Genomic DNA, 15,989 nt, shown 5'->3' with positions numbered 1-15,989 from the left:
CGTGGAGCTGATCGACACCCACACCCACCTGGATTTTCCGGATTTCGACGCCGACCGCCAGGCGCTGCTGGCCGAGAGCCGTGCCCTCGGGGTGCGGCGGATCGTGGTGTTGGGGGTTTATCAGGCCAATTGGCAGCGGGTCTGGGAGCTGGTGCAGAGTGACCCTGACCTGCACGCCGCGTTCGGGCTGCATCCGGTGTATCTGGACGATCATCGCCCGCAACACCTGAGCGAACTCGGTGACTGGCTGACCCGTCTGGCCGGCCATCGGCAACTGTGTGCGGTGGGCGAGATCGGCCTGGATTACTTCATCGAAACCCTCGACCGCGACCGCCAGCAGGCGTTGTTCGACGCGCAATTGCAATTGGCGGCGGATTTCAATCTTCCGGCATTGATCCATGTGCGGCGAAGCCATGCGGCGGTAATTGCCACGCTCAAACGGTTTCGCCTGAAACGGGCCGGCATCATCCACGCCTTTGCCGGCAGCAAGGAAGAGGCCCGCGAATACATCAAGCTCGGTTTCAAGCTCGGCCTTGGTGGCGCCCCGACCTGGCCGCAGGCGTTGCGCATGCACCGTGTGCTCGGCGAACTGCCGCTGGATTCGGTGGTGCTGGAAACCGACTCGCCGGACATGGCCCCGGCCATGTTCCCCGGCCAGCGCAACAGCCCGGCACACTTGCCGGCGATCTGCACGGCACTGGCGCAATGGATGGCGATCAGCCCGGAACAACTGGCGGCGACCAGCACCGCCAACAGCTGCGAAGTGTTCGGCTGGTAATCAGTCGACGTGAGCCTTGGCGGCTTCCAGGATTAGCGTCAAATGCTGGCGCTGGCGGAAATAACGGACCACTGCGAAGTAAACGAATACGGCGATCAGCGAAGCATTCAGCTGTTCGATGACACTGAGCATTCCCACCCACTCCATCACCAACGCCACCAGCAGGGCGGTGCAGACCATCACCCGCAGGCTGGCACGCAACGGTGTAAAAGAGTCGAGCGACTTGAAGCGCCTGATCTGTTCCGGGCAACGCAACTGCACCTGTTTCTGGCAGTGCGCACAGGCAAACGCTTCATTGATCGCAATGGCATTGAGCTGCCAGGGTTGCAATCGCAATGTGCGTTGACAGTGTGCGCAATACCCCTGGATCCCCATTGTTGCGACAGACATAACCAAGTTCCTCCATGCGGTAAGCGCGTCACTCTTCCTTGATCGTAATCAAGAATCCAGCGCACGGAGAGAATCAGGAGAATTCCCACCGGGAAGGGAAAAAAGCATTACAAAACTTTCCGAACATACAGCAAAACTGTGGGAGCGGGCTTGCTCGCGAAGACGGCGGCACATTCAACATCAATGTGCCTGACAGACCGCTTTCGCGAGCAAGCCCGCTCCCACATTTACATCCCGGCCAGTCTCAGACCCGGAATGCACTGATCAACTGCTTCAACTCCACGACCTGAGCCGACAACGCCCGACTGGCATCTTCGGTCTGATGCGCACCTTCAGCAGTACGCTCGCCGGCACGGTTGATCTCGACGATGTTCTGGTCGATGTCGTGGGCCACGGCAGTTTGCTGCTCCACCGCGGCGGCAATCTGCTGGTTCTGGTCGACGATCATGCCGACCGCTCCCAGAATGTTTTCCAGTGCCCGCTGGACCTTCTCCGACTGTCCCACCGTGCCATTGGCCATTTCATGGCTGGTGCCCATGGCCTTGACTGCGGCACCGACACCGCCATGAAGCCTGATGATCATCTGCTCGATTTCTTCGGTCGATTGCTGGGTGCGTTTGGCCAGGGTCCGGACTTCATCGGCGACCACGGCGAAACCACGGCCCTGCTCACCGGCCCGCGCTGCCTCGATGGCGGCATTGAGCGCCAGCAGGTTGGTCTGCTCGGCGATGCTCTTGATCACTTCCAGAACGCGGCTAATGGACTGGCTGTCGCTGGCCAGTTGATTGATCACCAACACCGATTGATCGATTTCGCTGGCCAGCGCGGCAATGCTGCCTTGCTGCGACTCCACCAGACCGCGACCGCTGATGGTTTCGTCGTTGACGCTGTGGGCGCTGCTCACCGCCGCCGCGGCACTGCGCGCCACTTCCTGGGAAGTGGCCGACATCTGGTTCATGGCAGTGGCCACTTGTTCGATCTGCGTGCGCTGCCCAGCGACGGCCTGGTTGCTTTGCGCGGAAACGCTCTCCACTTGCCCGGCCTGACGCTCGACTTCGCTGACGGTCTGCCCCACCCGCTCGATCAGGTCATGGATTTTCTTCACCGTGCCGTTGAATACCTCGCCCAGTTCCCCCAGCTCGTCACGGCTGTGGGCGCTGAAGGTCACCGTCATGTCGCCGGCCGCCACCTTGTCCATCACCGCCCCCAGGCGTTTGAGCGTGGTGCGGGTCGAGGCATAGAAAGCTCCGTAGAGATAAAAGATCAACACAAACACCACTGACAACGCCACGGCCTGCAGGACCATGTGCGTGCGGTTCTGGTCCAGGCGTTGCTGCAACTGCGGGCCCAGATACTTCAGGGTCGCTTCGTTGAGCTGATAAGTCTGGTCCATCAGGGCGCTGACTTGATCATAAAAGCCCTGCCATGGCGCATCGAGCGTGTCGGCCATGACCACTTGTTCTTCGAACAGCTCACTGGCTTTCTTCAACGATGCCCGACTGCTATCGGCCTGCACAGCCAGGGTGTCGCGCGCGGCCTTGCTGGAACCCAGGGCATCCTGCAACTTCAGGCCATACTCGGCCTGGAGCTTTTCAATCTGCGCCAGCAATTCATCGAATCGGGTACTCGAAGCCGAGTTGATGAAACCCTGCCCCAACGAATAAGAACCCATTGCCCGGCCTTCGCCCAGGATCTGGGTGACACGTGGCGTGACGAGGGTGACGAGCTCGCTCAACTGGCGCATGTCGCTCTGGTTGTCGCGACTGAGGCCGGACTGGCTAGTAATGAGCTGGCTGAAAATCTGCGCGCTGCCCACCAGCTTGCCGATCAGGGCGCTTTTGCTTTGCAGGGAGCTTTCCGTTTGCTGGGTCTTGAACGCGGCGATCATTTCATCGCGTTTGCCATCGAACACCGCGACCTGCTCCGGGTCGCTGGTCATCGCCGTCAGCCCTTGCAGGCGAGTCAGAATATTCTGCTCAAGGGCGCTGATTTTCGACTCGACATTGCCAGCCTTGCCGGATTGGCCGAGGCTGACATTGATCTGCACCAGGTTGTTCAGGGTTTCCAGATCGCGCCGCAGCGTCAGGCTGCTGCCCAACAGGTCGAGACTTTGCAGTTCGATGCGCGTGCCCTGGAATTCGCGATAGGAGTCACGCACCAGATAGAAGTTGGTCACCAGCATCGGCACCAGGAACAGTACGCTGATCAGGCTGAACTTCATGCCGAAGCTCAGGCGGTTCATCAGTGCGACAGCGGGATAGAGCAAGCTCTTCACTGGATGTCTCCCTTCAATTCTTATTTTTTTTATTGGCAGGCGCAGACAGACAGCAGATAGCCACTATTCGGCGCTATCTCTGTATAACTTAAATCGGCAGGAGGTTTTGTAACTTAAGGTTAACGACAGGGCGAAGCCCTCAGGACAAGTGATCGCCCCCTGTGTGGTGAGGGGGCTTGCCCCCGTCCGGCTGCGCAGCAGTCGTTGGTGGTGAGTTGAATGGGGCGGCTGCGCCACCCAGCGGGAGCAAGCTCCCTCGCCACAGCAGCCGTGGCTACATGGTCTAATGCAGGACCGTCCACAACGCAATCCCGGCATACCAGAGCACGGCGGCACGCAGCAGCATTTCCCAGATGCGGTCCAGATTGTTGATACCTTCCGCGCCGGCCACCGGCGCCGGAATTTCACCGGCCACCAGTCCGACTTTCTCGATCAATTGCGCGGCGCTGATGTTCCAGTTCAGCAGTTCATGCAGCATGACCCGGCTGACCGCGACAAAATTGCCGACCAACGCCAGGCTCGCCGCGAGCAGGCGCACCGGCACCCAGTCGAAGGCGTGACGCAGTTGCCCGGCGCGCTCGACCACCGCAGGGTTTTTCCCGTGTTCTTCGGCCAACGCGAGCAACCGATAACTCAGCGCCGCGACCGGCCCCAACAGGAAGTACCAGAAAATCACCGCGAAAAAGCTGTGGTAGGCCTCCCACAGCAAATGCCCTTCGACCCGCTCCAGCAGTTGCTCGCCACTGTCTGCGCAGATATCCAGATCGCGCTTGGCGACATGCGACGCTGCCTGCAGGTCCTCCCGACGCCAGGCATCGCGGAACGGCCCGAGATCGCCCAGCAGATCGCCGCGCCCCAGGCTGTAAATCACAACCAGCAAATGGATTGGCAACGCCAGCAACCCATAGGCCACCGGCTCGATGACGACCAGCAGCAGCCCCAGCAACGCTACCGGCAACAAGACCAGTATCGACAAGACCAGCCATGGCCGGTTTGAGAGTCGCGGGCTGGCCTCGAGCTTGTTCAGCTCGTGTATCCAGCCGCCGTCCCGCTGAACCCGATGGCGCAAGGCCGAGAACTTCTCAATCCACACCGCCAACAGCAACACCAGAAAACTCATTGCCCTTCCTCTTGTGCCAGAGCGGCACGATAGCGTGCCCAGTCAAACGCCGGCCCCGGATCGGTTTTGCGCCCGGGTGCAATATCGCTGTGCCCGCAGATGCGCTCTGTGGTGATCGCCGTGAACGCCTGCTGCAACTGGCGGGTCAAGGCCGTCAACGCGCTGTATTGCGCGTCGGTGAACGGCAGATCATCCGTGCCTTCGAGCTCGATGCCCACGGAAAAATCGTTACAGGTTTCCCGCCCCTCGAAACTCGAAACACCCGCATGCCACGCACGCTCAAGGCATGAAACAAACTGGGTGACGGTACCGTCGCGCTCGATCAGAAAGTGCGCGGACACTCGCAAATCCACGATCCCTTCAAAATAGGGATGTTCGGTGACATCCAGACGATTCTGGAAAAACTCCTGCACCTTGCCGGTAGCAAACTGCGCCGGTGGCAAGCTGATGTTGTGGATCACCAGCAGGGAAATTTCGCCTGTGGGGCGCGCATTGAAGTTGGGCGAGGGGCAGACATGCGCTCCCTGAATCCAACCGCTCGCGGGGTCCAACTGCATACCGATTCCTTCAACGTCGACTGTGTTGGCACAGTATGCCGCGATAATCCCCCGGGGCGCGATCACTTGCCGCGTTTGAGGCGCTTGAGGTTGCCGATCACCGACTCCAGAGCCCGCTCGAACAACAAGGTGTCGTCAAGCACTCGCGCCACACCATTGCGCAGCTCCAGGGCCAGGTCGGTGCGATTGCGCTCGAGCACTTTCATGCCGGTACGGTTGACGAAGATGTATTGGCCGCTGCTTTCAATGATCGCCACCAGTTTGCAGCGAAGGGTATTTTCCGCGTCCTCCTGAAACTCCACCCAGCTGCCCGCAAGCATTTGATCGACCTGACGCAAACCTGCATCGTCCGCAAACAAACGCACCGGCTCACTGTGCCCCTGACTTTCGTCAGCCGAGGGCAACATGATCGGTTCGCACACCTCAACCATCGCCGACGTATCGACGGCCGAATGCCCCGGTCCTTCCAGCGCCTGCACGTGCAAGCGCTCCAGTTCGCTGAAAAACTCGCGGGTGGCAAACGGATCGAACGCCGACGAGTTCAGCCCGTCGCGCAACGACTTGAGCAAACCGGGCACCAGGGCCAACATCCCGGCGGCATCGGTCTCATGGTGACGCTGAACGCTCCAGACCAACTGCTCCAGGGTGCGCACATCGGCATGCCACTCAGCTGACTGATCGCCATGCTTGAGGTATGTCAGCAGCAGTACCTTGCTCCAGGATTCCTGGGCAAACCCCACCACGACTCGCGGCAGGACGTTGCCAAACAACGCCTGGTTCAGCACCCGTTCGACATGCTGGCGAGCCAATCCGGTTTTGGCCCGTCCTTCCTCGGCGTCACGAATGCGTTGCTCGAGCAACTCGCTGCGCCGGCGCTCGTCCTGGGTAAACGCAAGAAAGTCGGCCAGCAATTCGGAAAAAATCGCCGGGTCATCGACAAAGTCATTCAACAAGCGCTGGACGACCTGATCGATGCGCACATACAGACTGTCACGCTCGTGATCATCACTGGCTCCCCAACCCATGGCCGCGTTGGCAATTTCGTTGAGCAGGCGTCGTGCCGGATGGCTGCTGCGACTGAAGAAACTCTTGTCGAGCACCGCCACCTTGACCAGTGGAATCTGCAATCGGCTGATCAGTGCCTTGAGGGAGTCCGGCAGGTTGCGATCATCGAGCATGCATTCGAAAAGCATGGCGACCAGGTTGATCACATCCTCATCGGCCTCCCCGAAAATCCGCGACCTGCCGCTTTTGACGCTGACCCGGGTCAGTAACTGTTCGAGCTGGTTGCGCAGGTCGAAATCATCTACGGCCGCCGGAGTCGGCACGTATTGCTGCAAATGCGACAACAGGCGCAACAGATCGCGCGTGGCAATCGGCTGCGCAGTGGCACTGACTTCGAGCGTTGGCGACAGGCTGCCGCGAACGTTGAACAGTAGCGCCTGCAACGCAGCAAACACCTCCTGGACATTCTCATCGATTGGTAGACCGATCGGCTCGGCGCGTGCGTCGATCGGTCCATCCTCGGCGCTGACGTCAGGTCGGTCCGCGGTTCGGCGTACCGGGGCCGGCTTGAGGTCGGGCAACACACCGGTGGCCAGCAGCAACTGGTTGGCTTCGGCGTAAAGTTGATCGGCCTCGCCGAGGACATAACGCTCGAACAACTGGAGGATAATCAGCTTGACCTTGATCTCCAGCCCCAGCTGGCGCGCAGCCTGCAAAAAGTACTCGCAGAGCATTGCCGGGCCCAGGGGGTTGTGCAGGTCGCCCGGTTCCTTGCCCAACAAGGCGCAGAGTCGGGCTGTCAGTTGGTCCAGGGCGAAACCGTCACGGTCCAGCGCCCGGCTGACCATCGCTTCCACCGCGACTGTGCGTTGCCGCTCGTCATCGGGTTGCGCGGTCAGAGCTTCGACCGCCAGGGTCTGGGGTAAGGTCGCAAGCACGCAATCGTATTGGGCAAGCCGGATGAACGCGGCGAAAACCTGCTCGAGAAACACCCGCTCGATGCTGTTGTGCTTGAGGCGCAAATCGCGCATCGCTTGAAAGAAGATGTACTGCTCGACGTCACAGCGGGCGCGGTCAGCCATTTCGAAGAGGGTATCGTCGGCGTTATCGAACAGCGCCTGCAATCCGTGTCGCAGTTGTTGCGTGGCCTTGTCGCGAACCTGGAGAAGAATCGCCGGCAGTCGGGCGAGTGGCGAGTGAGCCACCTGGTCGGTAGTTGCCTTGTACAAAGGCACTACATTCCCGTCGTTGTGCATTCGGCCTCCCTGGAACGGTAATGCATCGACCCGTCAAAGTAATGACGTCAAATATAAGTCTAATTATCTGGTAAAAGCTCACCTTTGTGCCAGAAGACTCTGCATCTGCTCTCAAACGGGCGTTTGCTCGGCATCGATGACAAGCGCCGACAATGTCAGGGATTCGACCAAATACAGGCACCCGTGCCAACGTAACGCGTGGATGCCTTGGGTTGGTCCATGCCATGGCCCTATAATCGGGCCACTTTGTTTGTGGAGTCCGTTATGCCGAATCTACGTCTCGCCGATCTGACCGCCGAAATCGAAGCCAACGTGCGCCGTGCGTTGCGTGAAGACATCGGCAGCGGCGACATCACCGCGCAGTTGATCCCGGCCGAACGCCTGGCCAAAGCCACCATCATTACCCGCGACGCCGCCGTGATCAGCGGCACCGCCTGGGTAGATGCCGTGTTTCGGCAACTGGACCCCCGGGTGGCGGTGCACTGGCAGGTTGCCGACGGTGAACGGGTGACACCCAATCAGGTGTTGTTCCACCTCGAAGGCCCTGCGCGCTCACTGCTGACCGGCGAACGCAGCGCCCTGAACTTCCTGCAAATGCTCTCCGGCGTGGCGACCCGCGCGCAGTACCTGGCGGACTTCGTGGCTGAGACTCAGGTCAAGCTGCTCGACACCCGTAAAACCTTGCCCGGGCTGCGCCTGGCGCAAAAATACGCCGTGACCTGCGGCGGTTGCCACAACCACCGCATCGGCCTGTATGACGCCTTCCTGATCAAGGAAAACCACATCGCCGCCAGCGGCGGCATCGCGCAGGCCATCGCCGCCGCGCACAAGATCGCTCCGGGCAAACCGGTCGAGATTGAAGTGGAAAGCCTGGATGAACTCAAGGAAGCGCTGGCGGCCGGTGCCGACATCATCATGCTCGACGAACTGAGCCTGGACGACATGCGCGAAGCCGTGCGCCTGAATGCCGGCAAGGCCAAACTGGAGGCCAGCGGCGGGATCAACGAAAGCACGTTGCTGCCGATCGCACAGACCGGGGTGGATTACATTTCGATCGGTGCGATGACCAAGGATGTGAAGGCGGTCGATCTGTCGATGCGACTCAGCATCTGAGAAGCAAAGCAATCGTGTAGGAGCCCGGCTTGCCGGCGATAGCGTCCTTGAGATCGCCATCGCCGGCAAGCCGGGCTCCTACAAAAGCGGCTTGGCAGGTAGGTTGCTCAAACCACCAGATTGTTCATCTCGCAGTACTCTTCCCACTCGACGCCCAACACCTCGGCCGCCTCCTTGTGCAGTTTCAGGCGTTCTGTCTCGTACTCCTCAGGCGTCGAGGTGTACTTGAGGGCCAGTTCCCATGGCTGCAAACCCTGGGCTTCGGCCTCGTCCTCGAAAGCCCATTGAATCTGGTCTTTCTGATCATCGGGACTCAAGTCCTTGATCTCGTCCATCAGCTCGGGGGCATCCAGCACGTACTTCTTCAGTGCTTCTTCGTGTATGGCTTCTTGGGTCAATTCTTTTATTGTCATGGCGTTCTCGTTGATCTGGGGAATGGAAGATGGATCTGGATCATCAAGGATCTCTCTGACGCAAAAAAACCGTATGAAGCACGGTTTATCTGGCCTTCAGAACCATTCGGGATCATCTGAAAACAAGTCTTGCTGGTGCCCGAGACAGGAATCGAACCTGCGACCTACGCGTTACGAGTGCGCTGCTCTACCGGCTGAGCTACACGGGCGGTGGGCTAAACCTAGCATTGACTTCAGGGGCAGGCAACTTCCGGAACGTCTCAATTTCCTGCAGACAAAAAAATGCCCCACAGCTTTCACTGCAGGGCATTTTTTACAACGCTGAAGCGGTCAGGCGTGAGGCGTAATTAAACGCCCGAAGCCTTGGCTGCTGCCACGTCTTTGATGGACAGCTTGATACGGCCGCGGTTGTCCACGTCCAGTACCAGTACTTCCACTTCCTGGCCTTCTTTCAGGATGTCGGTCACTTTCTCAACGCGAGCGTCGCTCAGCATCGAGATGTGAACCAGACCGTCCTTGCCCGGCAGGATGTTGACGAATGCGCCGAAGTCGACGATGCGCTCAACCTTGCCGACGTAGATCTTGCCGATTTCAGCTTCAGCGGTAATGCCCAGTACGCGCTGACGAGCAGCTTCTGCCGCTTCCTTGGTTTCGCCGAAGATCTTGATCGAACCGTCGTCTTCGATGTCGATCGAAGCCTTGGTCTCTTCACAGATCGCACGAATGGTCGCGCCGCCTTTACCGATAACGTCACGGATTTTGTCGGTGTCGATTTTCATCGCGATCATGGTCGGAGCGTTGGCCGACAGCTCGGTACGCGACTGGCCAATGATCTGGTTCATCTGGCCGAGGATGTTCAGGCGCGCTTCCAGGGCTTGGCCCAGAGCGATCTCCATGATCTCTTCGGTGATGCCTTTGATCTTGATGTCCATCTGCAGCGCGGTAACACCTTTGGCGGTACCAGCTACCTTGAAGTCCATGTCGCCCAGGTGGTCTTCGTCACCGAGGATGTCGGTCAGGACTGCGAATTTCTCGCCTTCTTTAACCAGACCCATGGCGATACCGGCAACCGGCGCTTTCATCGGCACACCAGCGTCCATCAGGGCCAGGGAAGCACCGCAAACGGAAGCCATCGAGCTCGAACCGTTGGATTCGGTGATTTCCGAAACCACACGGATGGTGTACGGGAACACGTCAGCGGCTGGCAGCATGGCCGAAACCGAACGACGGGCCAGACGGCCGTGACCGATTTCACGACGACCAGCGCCACCCATGCGACCACACTCGCCTACCGAGAACGGAGGGAAGTTGTAGTGCAGCATGAACGGGTCTTTTTTCTCGCCTTCCAGGGTGTCCAGCAGCTGTGCGTCACGGGCAGTGCCCAGTGTTGCAACAACCAGAGCCTGGGTTTCACCACGGGTGAACAGTGCCGAACCGTGAGTCTTCGGCAGAACGCCGACTTCGATGTTCAGTGGGCGTACGGTTTTGGTGTCGCGACCGTCGATACGTGGCTTGCCGTTTACGATGTTTTCGCGAACGGTGCGGTATTCGATTTCGCCGAAAGCAGCTTTGACTTCGCTGGACGAAGGCTGGCCTTCTTCACCGGACAGCTTGGCAACCACCTGATCCTTCAGCTCACCCAGGCGAGCGTAACGGTCGGCCTTGATGGTGATGGTGTAAGCCTGGGAGATCGCTTCGCCGAACTCGGCACGGATAGCGCCCAGCAGTTCGGTGGCTTCTGGAGCAGGAGCCCAGTTCCAGGTTGGCTTGGCAGCTTCAGCGGCCAGTTCTTTAACAGCGTTGATCACAACCTGGAATTCGTCGTGAGCAAACAGTACAGCGCCCAGCATCTGGTCTTCGGTCAGCTCTTTGGCTTCCGATTCAACCATCAGCACGGCGTCGGAAGTACCGGCAACGACCATGTCCAGGCTCGAAGCAGCTTGCTGCTCGTAAGTCGGGTTCAGCAGGTAGCCGGTGCTTTCGTGGAAAGCTACGCGAGCGGCGCCGATCGGGCCGTCGAACGGGATGCCCGAGATAGCCAGGGCAGCCGAGGTACCGATCATCGCAGCGATGTCCGGATCGGTCTTCTTGCTGGTCGAAACGACGGTGCAGACTACCTGCACTTCGTTCATGAAGCCTTCAGGGAACAGCGGACGGATCGGACGGTCGATCAGTCGGGAAGTCAGGGTTTCTTTCTCGGAAGGACGGCCTTCGCGCTTGAAGAAACCGCCAGGGATCTTACCGGCAGCGTAAGTCTTTTCCTGGTAGTGAACAGACAGAGGGAAGAAGCCCTTGCCTGGATCGGCTTGTTTTGCACCGACTACGGTCACCAATACGCTGACGTCGTCGTCAACGGTGACCAATACTGCGCCGGAGGCCTGACGGGCGATACGGCCAGTCTCGAGGGTAACGGTCGACTGACCGAACTGGAATTTTTTGATTACCGGGTTCACGGTGTCCTACCTTCTTTGTGGCTCTTGGGGGAACTGGTTTCTTGCGAAATTCTTGGGCAATGTCGGGAATCGGCCCGACTGGCTTGTCCAGGTGTTACTCAGGCAAAGCAGGTATCCAGATAAAACTTGAGGCTGGGAGCCTGCCATGCACCTGCGGGAAACCCGCTGGTGCACGACAGACAACCAACCTCTAGCGCAATCGCTTATTAGCGACGCAGACCCAGGCGACCGATCAGAGTCTGATAGCGACCCAGATCCTTGCCTTTCAGGTAGTCCAGCAGCTTACGACGCTGGTTTACCATGCGGATCAGACCACGACGGGAGTGGTGATCTTTACCGTTGGCCTTGAAGTGACCTTGCAGCTTGTTGATGTTGTGGGTCAGCAGTGCAACTTGCACTTCTGGCGAACCGGTGTCACCAACAGCTTGCTGGTAGTCAGCAACGATTTGAGCTTTTTCTTGAACGTCGAGAGCCATGAGGCAATCCTTTTATCAGGAAACTGTTTCAGAAAAACAGTTTCAACAGGCCAGGGACAAATCCCTGTATCTAAAAATGAGTAGTGACCGTGCCTGTTGACAGCCACCCTCGCCAGCCTGCTGTTACGCAGACTGGTTTCGGTCATTCTGACCGAATCAAACGACGAGGCGCGATGCGCCCGTCTTCGCTCACTTCACCGATACCGATGAAGCGACCATTGTGATCCTGTACCCGCACCATGCCGAACTTCGGAGCATCCGGGGCACGTACCGGCTGGCCGTTGAGCCAGTAGAACGCGCTCGCTTCCGAGAACTGCAACAGTGGCCAATCCAGCAGGCCGCTGTCCGATGGCATCAGGAAGCGATCGACCGCTTCGTTGCCGCCTTCGGCATGTACTGCTTCCAGCTCTTCCAGGGTAACCGTCTGCGCCAGGGTGAATGGCCCGGCCTGGGTACGTCGCAGTTCTGCAACGTAAGCACCACAACCGAGTTGCTCACCGATATCCTCCACCAGGGTGCGGATATAGGTGCCTTTGGTGCAATCCACCGACAGCCGCGCAGTATCACCTTCGAAGGCCAGCAATTCCAAGCGCGTAATAGTAACAGAACGCGGTTCGCGCTCCACTACTTCGCCTGCACGAGCCAGCTTGTACAGCGGCTGGCCATCGCGCTTGAGCGCCGAGTACATTGGCGGTATCTGACTGATTTGCCCACGAAATTTCGGCAGCACAGCTTCGACTTCGGTGCGACCAACGGTCACCGGACGTTCCTGCAAAACTTCACCCTCGGCATCCGCCGTGGTGGTGGTCTTGCCCAATTGCGCCAGGGTTTCATAACCCTTGTCGGAATCGAGCAGGTATTGCGAGAACTTGGTCGCCTCGCCGAAGCACAGCGGCAACACGCCGGTGGCCAAGGGATCGAGACTGCCGGTATGACCTGCCTTTTCGGCGTTCAGCAACCAGCGAACCTTCTGCAAGGCCGCGTTGGAGGTGAACCCCAGCGGCTTGTCGAGAAGGATAATGCCGCTGACGTTACGACGGATACGTTTGACCTGAGCCACCGATTACTCCTTGGTGTCTTCGGCTTCTGCCGCAACCGGATGCTGATTGTCTTCAGCCACTGCGCGCTCGATCAATGCCGACAGGTGCGCGCCACGCACGACGCTTTCGTCGTAGTGGAAGTGCAGCTGTGGAACGCTGCGCAGCTTCATCTCGCGAGCCAGCTGCATGCGCAGGAAACCGGCGGCGGAGTTGAGCACCTTGATGCTTTGTGCGATTTCCTCGGCGCTGTCCTGCCCCATCACGGTGATGAAGATCTTGGCGTGACCGACGTCACGGCTGACTTCCACTGCGGTAATGGTGACCAGGCCGACGCGCGGGTCTTTTACTTCACGACGGATCAGTTGTGCCAGCTCACGCTGCATCTGATCGCCGATGCGTTGGGTACGGCTATATTCTTTTGCCATGTCCTGTTACCTGTTACTGCCCCACGGTGAAACCCGTGAGGTCTGAAAGCGGCAAACGCCCGGCCTGACAAAAGCCAGACCGGGCGTTGCGTTTAGAGTCCTGGTGGCGAGCTGCGCACTTGCATGCGGCTACCCGTCACGGCTCTTGAAGTGCGCGAATTAGAGGCTGCGAGCAACCTGCACCTTCTCGAAGACTTCGATCTTGTCACCGACCTTGACGTCGTTGTAGCTCTTCACGCCGATACCGCATTCCATGCCGGCACGTACTTCGGAAGCGTCATCCTTGAAGCGACGCAGGGATTCCAGCTCGCCTTCGAAGATAACGATGTCTTCACGCAGTACACGGATTGGACGGTTACGGTGAACAACACCTTCGATAACCATGCAACCGGCGATCGCGCCAAACTTCGGCGAACGGAACACGTCACGCACTTCGGCGATACCCAGGATGTTCTCGCGAACGTCGCTGCCGAGCATGCCGGTCAGGGCTTTCTTGACGTCTTCGATGATGTCGTAGATCACGTTGTAGTAACGCATATCCAGACCTTCCTGCTCGACGATCTTGCGCGCACCGGCATCGGCACGCACGTTGAAGCCGAACAGTACAGCGTTGGAGGCCAGAGCCAGGTTGGCATCGGATTCGGTGATACCACCGACGCCGCCACCGACCACACGCACTTGCACTTCGTCGTTACCCAGGCCGTTCAAGGCACCGTTCAACGCTTCCAGCGATCCACGGACGTCGGATTTGAGGACGATGTTGAGCGTCTTCTTCTCTTCCTGGCCCATGCTTTCGAAGATGTTTTCCAGCTTGCCTGCGTGAGCACGAGCCAGTTTGACTTCGCGGAACTTGCCTTGACGGAACAGAGCCACTTCACGGGCTTTCTTCTCGTCGGCAACCACGCTCATCTCGTCGCCAGCGTCCGGGGTACCGTCCAGGCCGAGGATCTCGACAGGGATGGCCGGACCGGCTTCCTTGATTGGCTTGCCGTTCTCGTCGAGCATGGCGCGAACGCGGCCATAGTTCGAACCGACCAGGACCATGTCGCCCTGGCGCAGGGTACCGTCTTGAACCAGAACGGTAGCCACCGGGCCACGGCCCTTGTCCAGGCGGGACTCAACCACTACGCCACGACCAGGAGCCGATGGAGTTGCAGTCAGTTCCAGGACCTCGGCTTGCAGCAGTACCGCTTCGAGCAGTTCGTCGACGCCAGTACCCATCTTCGCCGAAACCGGTACGAATGGCGTGTCACCACCCCACTCTTCCGACGTCACGCCGTGTACCGACAGTTCGCTACGAATGCGATCGAGGTCAGCACCTGGCTTGTCGATCTTGTTCACAGCCACGACCAGCGGAACACCCGCAGCCTTGGCATGCTGAACAGCTTCGATGGTCTGCGGCATTACGCCGTCGTCCGCTGCAACCACCAGGATCACGATGTCGGTCGCCTTGGCACCACGGGCACGCATTGCGGTAAACGCGGCGTGACCAGGGGTATCGAGGAACGTCACCATGCCACGGTCGGTTTCAACGTGGTATGCACCGATGTGCTGGGTGATGCCGCCGGCTTCGCCAGCTGCAACCTTGGCACGACGGATGTAGTCGAGCAGGGAAGTCTTACCGTGGTCAACGTGGCCCATTACGGTCACGACTGGTGCACGGGAAACTGCCTCGCCTTCAAACTTCAGGGACTCGGCCAGGGAATCTTCCAGGGCGGTGTCGCTGACCAGGGTCACTTTGTGGCCCAGCTCTTCGGCAACCAACTGGGCAGTTTCCTGATCCAGTACCTGGTTGATGGTCGCTGGAGTACCCAGTTTGAACATGAACTTGATGATTTCAGCAGCCTTCACCGACATCTGTTGAGCGAGGTCGCCAACAGTGATGGTTTCGCCGATCTTCACTTCGCGCACGACAGGGCCGGTTGGGCTCTGGAAACCGTGGGCGTTACGCTTCTTCAGCTTGGCCTTGCCGCGACCACCACGACGGAAGCCATCGCTTTCTTCGTCGGTAGTACGTGGGGCAACGCGTGGCGCAGGCGCCTTTTCCTTGACCGAAGCACGATGCGGAGCGTTTTTGCGCTCGCCATCGCCGCTACCGCGACGATTGTTGTCGTCGGCACGTGGCTTGTCCGGACGACGCTGTTCGTCACGCTTGCGAGCGTCTGCCGCAGGAGCCGGAGCAGCTGCCACAACCGGTGCGCTTTCACGCACAGGTTCGGCTACCACAGCAGGCGCTGCAACAGGTTCGGCTGGAGCGGTCTGCGCAGCAGCAGGCTGGCGACGCGCTTCTTCTTCGGCGCGACGCTTGGCTTCTTCTTCAGCCTTCTGACGTGCAGCATTTTCTACTGCGCGACGTTCATCCAGTTCACGCTTGCGCTCGGCTTCGATTTCTTCCGGGCTGCGCTGTACGAAGACTTTCTTCTTGCGTACTTCAACGCTGATGCTTTTGCTGCCAGCAACCCGCAGGGTGCTGGTGGTTTTACGCTGCAGCGTAATCTTGCGTGGTTCTTCCACTTTCGCCTTGTGGCTGCTTTTCAAGTGAGTCAGCAACGATTGCTTCTCACTGTCAGTCACACTTTCTTCGGCGGCGGTGTGCGGCAGACCTGCCTCACGCATCTGCTGCAACAGGCGCTCTACCGGTGTTTTGACCTCATCGGCCAGTTGTTTCACCGTGACTTGCGTCATGCA

General features: G+C 59.1%; 13 protein-coding genes and 1 tRNA gene. 2 read left to right on the top strand and 12 right to left on the bottom strand.

What is annotated here, in order from left to right; all coding sequences use genetic code 11:
* Position 1: 1 nt before the first annotated feature.
* Positions 2-778 (top strand): TatD family hydrolase, encoded by a 777-nt coding sequence (locus tag QMK54_RS03910; RefSeq protein ID WP_320402099.1) that lies wholly within the window; start codon positions 2-4, stop codon positions 776-778.
* On the opposite strand, the gene QMK54_RS03905 is transcribed toward QMK54_RS03910, so the two are convergent.
* The 5 genes from QMK54_RS03905 to QMK54_RS03885 all read right to left on the bottom strand — a co-directional run bounded on the left by QMK54_RS03905 (position 779) and on the right by QMK54_RS03885 (position 7,381).
* Entirely contained in the window at positions 779-1,168 is a 390-nt protein-coding gene (locus tag QMK54_RS03905) for a hypothetical protein (RefSeq protein WP_110657183.1), read from the bottom strand.
* A 244-nt stretch (positions 1,169-1,412) separates the two neighbouring features.
* Positions 1,413-2,117 (bottom strand): methyl-accepting chemotaxis protein, encoded by a 705-nt coding sequence (locus QMK54_RS31175; protein ID WP_411740867.1) that lies wholly within the window; start codon positions 2,115-2,117, stop codon positions 1,413-1,415.
* Positions 2,118-3,726: 1,609 nt separating this feature from the next.
* Positions 3,727-4,563, bottom strand: coding sequence for a regulatory signaling modulator protein AmpE (gene ampE, locus QMK54_RS03895; protein ID WP_110657187.1), 837 nt, complete (start codon positions 4,561-4,563; stop codon positions 3,727-3,729).
* Positions 4,560-5,120, bottom strand: coding sequence for a 1,6-anhydro-N-acetylmuramyl-L-alanine amidase AmpD (ampD, locus tag QMK54_RS03890; RefSeq protein WP_320402098.1), 561 nt, complete (start codon positions 5,118-5,120; stop codon positions 4,560-4,562). The genes ampE and ampD overlap by 4 nt, the downstream gene beginning before the upstream one ends.
* A 62-nt stretch (positions 5,121-5,182) precedes the next feature.
* A complete protein-coding gene (locus QMK54_RS03885) occupies positions 5,183-7,381 on the bottom strand; it encodes a DUF1631 domain-containing protein (RefSeq protein ID WP_320402097.1) in 2,199 nt (732 codons plus the stop codon).
* 264 nt (positions 7,382-7,645) lie between these two features.
* Here QMK54_RS03885 and nadC point away from each other — a divergent pair, with 264 nt between their 5' ends.
* The gene (gene nadC, locus QMK54_RS03880; RefSeq protein WP_320402096.1) at positions 7,646-8,494 is read left to right on the top strand and encodes a carboxylating nicotinate-nucleotide diphosphorylase; all 849 of its coding nucleotides are present in this window, start codon (positions 7,646-7,648) and stop codon (positions 8,492-8,494) included.
* 107 nt (positions 8,495-8,601) lie between these two features.
* Here nadC and QMK54_RS03875 read toward each other — a convergent pair whose 3' ends face one another.
* The 7 genes from QMK54_RS03875 to infB form a co-directional block, all read right to left on the bottom strand.
* Positions 8,602-8,907, bottom strand: coding sequence for a DUF6388 family protein (locus tag QMK54_RS03875; RefSeq protein ID WP_320402095.1), 306 nt, complete (start codon positions 8,905-8,907; stop codon positions 8,602-8,604).
* 133 nt (positions 8,908-9,040) lie between these two features.
* Positions 9,041-9,116: transfer RNA gene (locus tag QMK54_RS03870), tRNA-Thr, on the bottom strand.
* 138 nt (positions 9,117-9,254) lie between these two features.
* Entirely contained in the window at positions 9,255-11,360 is a 2,106-nt protein-coding gene (gene pnp / locus QMK54_RS03865; RefSeq protein ID WP_053117036.1) for a polyribonucleotide nucleotidyltransferase, read from the bottom strand.
* 206 nt (positions 11,361-11,566) lie between these two features.
* Positions 11,567-11,836, bottom strand: coding sequence for a 30S ribosomal protein S15 (gene rpsO, locus QMK54_RS03860; protein WP_003177875.1), 270 nt, complete (start codon positions 11,834-11,836; stop codon positions 11,567-11,569).
* A 142-nt stretch (positions 11,837-11,978) separates the two neighbouring features.
* Entirely contained in the window at positions 11,979-12,896 is a 918-nt protein-coding gene (gene truB / locus QMK54_RS03855) for a tRNA pseudouridine(55) synthase TruB (RefSeq protein ID WP_223590049.1), read from the bottom strand.
* A gap of 3 nt (positions 12,897-12,899) precedes the next feature.
* The gene (gene rbfA, locus QMK54_RS03850; RefSeq protein ID WP_007973108.1) at positions 12,900-13,301 is read right to left on the bottom strand and encodes a 30S ribosome-binding factor RbfA; all 402 of its coding nucleotides are present in this window, start codon (positions 13,299-13,301) and stop codon (positions 12,900-12,902) included.
* Positions 13,302-13,460: 159 nt separating this feature from the next.
* Positions 13,461-15,986 (bottom strand): translation initiation factor IF-2, encoded by a 2,526-nt coding sequence (gene infB / locus QMK54_RS03845; RefSeq protein ID WP_223590047.1) that lies wholly within the window; start codon positions 15,984-15,986, stop codon positions 13,461-13,463.
* Positions 15,987-15,989: the final 3 nt, after the last annotated feature.

Origin of the sequence: Pseudomonas sp. P5_109, assembly GCF_034009455.1 — a bacterium.
Taxonomy (GTDB): domain Bacteria; phylum Pseudomonadota; class Gammaproteobacteria; order Pseudomonadales; family Pseudomonadaceae; genus Aquipseudomonas.
This window is presented reverse-complemented; position numbering and strand designations above follow the sequence as displayed.

Excerpts from the sequence above, each read along its gene's own strand:
- QMK54_RS03905 (WP_110657183.1), bottom strand. The coding sequence starts at position 1,168 with ATGTCTGTCGCAACAATGGGGATCCAGGGGTATTGCGCACACTGTCAA.
- QMK54_RS31175 (WP_411740867.1), bottom strand. The coding sequence starts at position 2,117 with ATGTCGGCCACTTCCCAGGAAGTGGCGCGCAGTGCCGCGGCGGCGGTG.
- ampE (WP_110657187.1), bottom strand. The coding sequence starts at position 4,563 with ATGAGTTTTCTGGTGTTGCTGTTGGCGGTGTGGATTGAGAAGTTCTCG.
- ampD (WP_320402098.1), bottom strand. The coding sequence starts at position 5,120 with ATGCAGTTGGACCCCGCGAGCGGTTGGATTCAGGGAGCGCATGTCTGC.
- QMK54_RS03885 (WP_320402097.1), bottom strand. The coding sequence starts at position 7,381 with ATGCACAACGACGGGAATGTAGTGCCTTTGTACAAGGCAACTACCGAC.
- nadC (WP_320402096.1), top strand. The coding sequence starts at position 7,646 with ATGCCGAATCTACGTCTCGCCGATCTGACCGCCGAAATCGAAGCCAAC.
- QMK54_RS03875 (WP_320402095.1), bottom strand. The coding sequence starts at position 8,907 with ATGACAATAAAAGAATTGACCCAAGAAGCCATACACGAAGAAGCACTG.
- rpsO (WP_003177875.1), bottom strand. The coding sequence starts at position 11,836 with ATGGCTCTCGACGTTCAAGAAAAAGCTCAAATCGTTGCTGACTACCAG.
- rbfA (WP_007973108.1), bottom strand. The coding sequence starts at position 13,301 with ATGGCAAAAGAATATAGCCGTACCCAACGCATCGGCGATCAGATGCAG.
- infB (WP_223590047.1), bottom strand. The coding sequence starts at position 15,986 with ATGACGCAAGTCACGGTGAAACAACTGGCCGATGAGGTCAAAACACCG.